This window comes from Acinetobacter sp. YH12097 (assembly GCF_013419225.1).
Taxonomy (GTDB): Bacteria; Pseudomonadota; Gammaproteobacteria; order Pseudomonadales; family Moraxellaceae; genus Acinetobacter; species Acinetobacter amyesii.
The window spans coordinates 1-5,452 of sequence record NZ_VPAN01000077.1; the positions used below are offsets into that span (position 1 = coordinate 1).

Below are 5,452 nucleotides of genomic sequence, written 5' to 3' on the forward strand. Positions count from 1 at the left end.
TGGAAGCAGATGAAATATTATTGGCGAGATTTTCAAGTCATGACAGCTGATAAAATAGAGCAATGGGTGGAGAGAGTATCAAACCAATTCGGAAAAGAATACATGTTTACTTTTTAATGACAGCTTATGTGGTTGATTCCATTAATAGTCCTTGGATTTTTTTTATTCACTGGTATTAAAATTCATCAGAAGAATATTAGTAAAATATCTAGATATTAACAGCCTAAAAATATTATCTAGCCCTATGCAAAGATATGCATAGGGTTATTACTTATTTAGAAATTAACGTAGTATCATTTTTTTTGGGAGTTTCAAAAGAGATTTTTTCAAAAATTATTAAACTAAAGATTAAGACTCCGATTAAGCCAATTAGTCCCATAATTAAGAAAGTTGCTCTAAATATCAAGCCATAAGTCAAAATTTTACTTAAATATTTTTTTCCCATATTAGCTCTAATAAGATTACTTTCTTCATTACAAAATATTCCAATATCAATTGAAGAATTTCTTTCTAATCTTTTAAAGACTTCTTCAGATTGTTTGATTAAAAAAGATGTTCTTTGATCTAGCTTCCAGAAAACAAATGCCGTAATACTTAAGAAAATGGATAAAAATATTCCTATGTAAGCAAAGGTACTTGAGGACTGAATGGAAACACCTATAGCGGTTCCTAATCCAGCAATGATAAAAAGAAAATAATTGAACATTGTTATTCTTTGGTTGGAATGTAATTCAAAGTACTTCCAGGCATGTTCAACAGCTTGTTCAGAATTAATCCTATTTGTCATATTAATATTACCCAATTGAAAATTATATGAATTATATAATTTATTCAATTGAATAAACTAATCTAAATAATTCTGCTTGATACTTTGCATCGTGCAAAGCATTATGATCTCCTTGTAAAGTAGGATGTACATATTTATCTATTGAACTTGACTTTGTATCGTACCAGCTACATTTTGTGGCTCCCATAAAAAGAGCTTTGATATCTATAGCTGATATACCAAAAGGATTTCTATTTAAATATTTTAGAAAATAAAAATTTATAAAAGACCAATCGAAAGGCGCATTAAGTCCTACAAATATAGGTCTAGAGTCCTCTGGTAAATACTTGAGTATCCAACTTTCAAATTGAGACATTGCTTCTATGGGGGGAATACCTTTCTTTCGTGCTTGGTCTAAAGTTATTCCTGACACTTTTAAAGCTTCTTCAATTGCTTGATCACTGATTGGTTGGAGCATTATTGTAAATTCTATATCAGGGTTATATACGAAACATGCTCCTATAGTCAGCATACTGTGTTCACCTACTATAGGACCTGCTGTTTCAATGTCTACAGAAATATAAACCTCTTTTTTATACATTCTTATGCTCCTTCCAATTAGAATTATGTTATCCAGCCATTATAGGTGAAGGCTTTAGCTTACTAAGAGCCTGATGGAAGTGTGAGATTTTTAATTCTGAATCAGGAAAAGCTAAAGAAACTGCCGTTGGATATAACCGTGTACGAATATCTGAATAAGTCCAACCTGGTTCTGCTCCGTGAGGAGCAGTTGCACTTACTAATTCGGCAATTTCATCTTCCGAAAAATCGATGTCAGACAAATCTTTAGTAAAAAGCTCATGTCGTTCTTCATTAGATGGGCGAACAAACTCTTCTACAATGGAAGCTCTACGCAAAACAGCTGCATCTAAAGCAGCTAATCGATTAGTACATAAAATTGCAAAGATACGGCCACCATGTTTTCTTAAATCATCTATTGCTTGAATTAAAGTATTCACACCAACTTTATCTTCATGATGACTATTTTCTTGACTTCGAGATGCTCCAAGCGAATCACCTTCATCAATAATAAGAAAAGCTCGACCATTTCCATGTCCAATAGACCGAGTGATTTCATCGAATGCTTGTGCAATGAGAGTACCCATTTCACCAACTTTACCAGTTCCTCTGACTTTATTACTAAGCTTAAATAGCAAAGCATCTTCTATTTTCGCATCACGAGCTAATCTATTAACAATTGCTTCAGCATTTGCAGTTTTTCCAGTACCTACATCACCATGAAAAATAGCTAAAGGATATTGATCGACAAGAAGATCAATAACCGCTAGTTTTTTCCCATGTTTTTGTTTACTCCATTGTTCTAACTCATCAGCCTGAAGCAAAAGTTGTACTTGTTTCTTAATACGGGAATATCTAGATTCAAAACCGAGTAATTTGTCAGCTAAATCATCAAATTGTTTAATTGGTAAATCTGTCTTAACTTCAAAAACTGTTGATTTACTCATGAGTAGTCGCTCCTATTAGCTCCATAACCATTACTGCTATAACCTCGCTCCCCTGATGCAGAAAGGCTACTGTGAGTGGTACTTTCTGTTGTTGAGACCCAAGTTATTTCCAATGGTAATTTGGAAGCTTTTTCTGATTCATTACGATATTTATCGGTATGTGACAATATAATTCTAATTCGTCCATCTGGTGTGTGGGGCCACATTACTCCGCCAGGTCTTTCAGTACCAGATGCACCTTCAGTTTGAAATATGTACTTAATAGCTCTAACTTCTGAACCATAGGAAGATATCAAAGTTACATCAACTTTAGATAAATATTCATTTTTTGCTAATAGTTCAATATCATGGGCATATTCTTTCGCTTTATCTTCAGTCATCGCTCTTGTGCTACTAGCGATCATAATTAAATCTGCTTTAATACTACGTACAACTTTTTCAACATCAGCTACAGTGTAAGTACTCGAATAAGTACTTGAGTATGATGAACTCATGCTTTAATCCTTAATTTTAAATTTATTACCGAATATTTCTTTCCAAATGTCGTTATCATCTTCTACTGATGCATAATTTGCAGTTTCCCAAGCTTGTAAGGCTATTTTGACGATTTGTTCTTTCTCTTCTATAGTTATTCGAGACGCTACATTATTTTCATGGTTAGCAGGATCAATAATTACAACAGGATCTGAAAAATATTTCTGCACCTTAGCCGAGTTCTCAGGGAAATCAATACGCTCATTTAATTCACTTTGAGCTATAAATCCTAAAAATTCTCTAAAACGTTGTTCAATATTTTGTGTTGGTCCATCACGATCTTGTAAATAAGCTAGTATCAACTCTAGATGAAAAGATTTAAGGCCCGGAGGGCACGCAAAATTTTTCCATCGTTTTGCCATACGCACTAAAGTGCGGTAATGCTTATCTGAATTTTTTCTATCACGAATAAATTGAATATGACAAGGAGCACAAGTTAGGTTTTTTTCTTTAGTTTTTAGATCATATTGCCAACCATGGTTTGGTTCTTGGGCATCTTGAATTACAGGAACTACATCTACACTCAGCCCACTTTTGACAAAAGTTACTGTAGCTGCTCTCCGTTGAATCTCAAAATCTTCAACAGCTTTAGTTGGATAAATTTTTGTGAGTAACGTGTAAATTAAGTCATTAAGATTGTCTAATGTCGAATCATCTACATTTTTATTACTGATATAAAATACAATATCTACATCGATAGGATCATCTACAGTTTTCTTCAAAATTGTATACTTTGCAAAAGAACCGGCTTTAACTACTTTTGCTATTTTTAAGTCAGAGTTTGAAGTGATATGTTTGCGTAACTCTGTTATTAAATTATCCACTTGTGCATGATATTCTGTACGTTTTTCTGAAGGTAAACGAAGTACATTACCATCATAATATTGAAGATCTGAATTTGTAAGTGACATTCTGATGTGTTTCCCCAAGTTAGTTATTAAGTGTTAAGCCATGAGTAATATAATCTGCTGTTACTGCAGCAGCTGCTTTTGCGGCTAAGTCATGAAAGCGATTGTCTTTTGTGGAATCACCAAAGTCACTAATTCCTCTAATCATTAACACGGGTTTTTTATGTAAAGCACAAGCCGCAAATACTCCTGCACCCTCCATTTCAGCAACTTCAATTTTTCCATTAAGTTCTTTTAAGGCTTTAAATTTTTCAGGATCTCGAAGAAGCTTCTCACCACTTCCAATAGTGACTGTTTTAGGCATAACACTTTTAGTTACTGGGCCAATTTCAATACTATCTGGAAGTATGATTTCTAAGGCTTCATAGCTCTTTATTAAGCGACTTTCTAAAGAACTTTTGTTAGATAAATATGTGCTAACATCCTGTCTAACTTTAAGATCTAACACTGTGCTTTTAGGCCGGTGTTCTGTAGCGCCACCTTCAATGAGAGCTGCTCCTTCGTATGCAACGACTTGTTCAGATAAAACAACTTCGCCTAAAGCACATTTTTCGCGCATTCCCGCAGCAATACCTAACATGATTACATTTTTAGGTTGTAATTCAATTAGTAATGTGGTGGTGATTGAAGAAGCATCTACATTTCCAGCGCTAGAAAAACATGCTATTGCGCAATTAGCCCGTATACCATCATTGCGAATTATTTCTGTTTTCCATACATGGAGACCCGTACTTGTAACTATAGGCTGTACACCTTCATTAATATTTAATGCTTGCCTTGCAGCTGATAATTCAATTGGTAAAGCTGTCAAGACTAATACATCTGGCGGAAGAGCTGCGTGTCTAGCTTGTTCCTCTTTATAAAAGATCGTAATAATTCTCTTTGCAATTTGAGAAAATTCTAATACAGGTTCTTCTAAAGAGAGTGCTGAAATACTTTTTACCACAGTAGAACCGGTATTTTGCAAATAAGTTTGAGGAGTGTCTCTAAATTTTTTTAGCAATCCTAATGCACCATTTCCATCTTCTTTATTTGATCCGATTTGTAGATCTAAAGGCAAAATAGGCAACCCTTTTTTTACCATTTTGTGAGCTCTATCTAATACTCCTTTACCACCACCTAGTGCAATCATTGCTGTAGCATGCTCAATTTGTTCTTCACCTACATTGCTACCTGTTAAGATTTCGTCATCAATACAAATATGTTCAGCAACCCCACGAGCAATCATGCTATTTAAAAGCCGTCGCTGTTCGGAATTGGTTTTGCATTGCAACCGATCATTTGATGCAACAATCTTAAGAAAGATTTTGTTTTCTATCCCTTGAGTTAGTTCGTTTATTTTTCTAGCAATAGTCCAATCAAAAACTAAAGATTTTTGAGTTTGATTTACAGGCTCTGCTGAAAAATAACCGATAAAGCTGCCTCCAGCATTAATAACTTCTGTTACAAGAGCTTCAACAAATGAATGAGCCTTATCGATCTGGTCATCATTTGTAGTAAGAGAAATGCTACCTGCAAGGAGAATACAACTATTTGAAAGAGAAACTGGATTACTCATTCTCCCCTTACCCCCTAAAAAATATAATAATTTTGGTGGTGTTTCAAAAAGTATGCTGAAAAAAAGCAGGTTGGATTTTGATAAAATAGAGAAATGCGAATAACTCTAGAAATCAAGTGTCCAGCCTGCCTAAGTGACAGTATAAAGAAAAATGGCACAA

The 5,452-nt window shown here is 34.2% G+C and carries 6 protein-coding genes and 1 pseudogene; 1 reads left to right on the top strand and 6 read right to left on the bottom strand.

Features of this window, described 5'->3' with window-relative positions; translation table 11 throughout:
• Positions 1–117, top strand: a pseudogene (locus tag FTU37_RS16195) (transposase); the annotation flags it as partial.
• A 154-nt stretch (positions 118–271) separates the two neighbouring features.
• On the opposite strand, the gene FTU37_RS16200 reads toward FTU37_RS16195, so the two are convergent.
• The 6 genes from FTU37_RS16200 to FTU37_RS16225 are packed head-to-tail and all read right to left on the bottom strand — an operon-like array spanning position 272 to position 5,292.
• On the bottom strand, positions 272–787 hold the full coding sequence (locus FTU37_RS16200; protein WP_127798922.1) for a hypothetical protein: 516 nt from the start codon (positions 785–787) through the stop codon (positions 272–274).
• A 40-nt stretch (positions 788–827) separates the two neighbouring features.
• Positions 828–1,367, bottom strand: a complete 540-nt coding sequence (locus FTU37_RS16205; protein ID WP_127798920.1) for a 3'-5' exonuclease — start codon at positions 1,365–1,367, stop codon at positions 828–830.
• A 28-nt stretch (positions 1,368–1,395) separates the two neighbouring features.
• Positions 1,396–2,292, bottom strand: a complete 897-nt coding sequence (locus tag FTU37_RS16210; protein WP_127798918.1) for an ATP-binding protein — start codon at positions 2,290–2,292, stop codon at positions 1,396–1,398.
• A complete protein-coding gene (locus FTU37_RS16215; protein WP_151208077.1) occupies positions 2,289–2,786 on the bottom strand; it encodes a four-carbon acid sugar kinase family protein in 498 nt (165 codons plus the stop codon). Before FTU37_RS16215 ends, FTU37_RS16210 begins: the two co-directional genes overlap by 4 nt.
• A gap of 3 nt (positions 2,787–2,789) precedes the next feature.
• Positions 2,790–3,737 carry a CBASS oligonucleotide cyclase gene (locus tag FTU37_RS16220; protein ID WP_151208075.1) on the bottom strand — a complete coding sequence of 316 codons (948 nt, stop codon included), beginning with the start codon at positions 3,735–3,737 and terminating at the stop codon, positions 2,790–2,792.
• 19 nt (positions 3,738–3,756) lie between these two features.
• On the bottom strand, positions 3,757–5,292 hold the full coding sequence (locus tag FTU37_RS16225; protein WP_159153817.1) for a phosphorylase: 1,536 nt from the start codon (positions 5,290–5,292) through the stop codon (positions 3,757–3,759).
• Positions 5,293–5,452: the final 160 nt, after the last annotated feature.

Bases quoted from the DNA above. Each gene is read 5' to 3' on its own strand.
- FTU37_RS16200 (WP_127798922.1), bottom strand. From the start codon at position 787: ATGACAAATAGGATTAATTCTGAACAAGCTGTTGAACATGCCTGGAAG.
- FTU37_RS16205 (WP_127798920.1), bottom strand. From the start codon at position 1,367: ATGTATAAAAAAGAGGTTTATATTTCTGTAGACATTGAAACAGCAGGT.
- FTU37_RS16210 (WP_127798918.1), bottom strand. From the start codon at position 2,292: ATGAGTAAATCAACAGTTTTTGAAGTTAAGACAGATTTACCAATTAAA.
- FTU37_RS16215 (WP_151208077.1), bottom strand. From the start codon at position 2,786: ATGAGTTCATCATACTCAAGTACTTATTCGAGTACTTACACTGTAGCT.
- FTU37_RS16220 (WP_151208075.1), bottom strand. From the start codon at position 3,737: ATGTCACTTACAAATTCAGATCTTCAATATTATGATGGTAATGTACTT.
- FTU37_RS16225 (WP_159153817.1), bottom strand. From the start codon at position 5,292: ATGAGTAATCCAGTTTCTCTTTCAAATAGTTGTATTCTCCTTGCAGGT.